The sequence below is a fragment of the Rhizobium sp. FKY42 genome (genome assembly GCF_005222835.1).
Lineage (GTDB): Bacteria > Pseudomonadota > Alphaproteobacteria > Rhizobiales > Rhizobiaceae > Neorhizobium.
Window position 1 is genome coordinate 28204 of record NZ_STGA01000075.1, and the last position, 350, is coordinate 28553.

Genomic DNA, 350 nt, shown 5'->3' on the forward strand with positions numbered 1-350 from the left:
TCGCGCTGTTTCGACAACCAAAGCCTTGATTGCGTCCGGATCGAGTGGAGAGAGGGCGCAGTTCTTGGTTGCAAATTGCTCATCTTCCTGATGCCAGACGGGAGCATGGTTGATGGAGGAAACTGCCGAAGACGCAGGGAATCGTGCTGTGGCTGTGGCTGATGGTTGAGTGGATGGCGGGCGATAGTCTGCGCCAATAATATTGTATGATGAATGGACGGTATGTTCCTTGTCAGTCACGACTGAAGTGTATCTCTCTCTTGAAATGACACCATTGCTTCCCACGATATAGTCTTGAGTTTCAAGTGGATCGCTCCCCCATCGCTCATTAAAGTTCGCTGCAAGATCGG

The 350-nt window shown here is 50.9% G+C and carries 1 pseudogene; it reads right to left on the minus strand.

The window, feature by feature from the left end:
• Window positions 1-350 (minus strand): annotated as a pseudogene (locus E8M78_RS24010) (hypothetical protein); the annotation flags it as partial.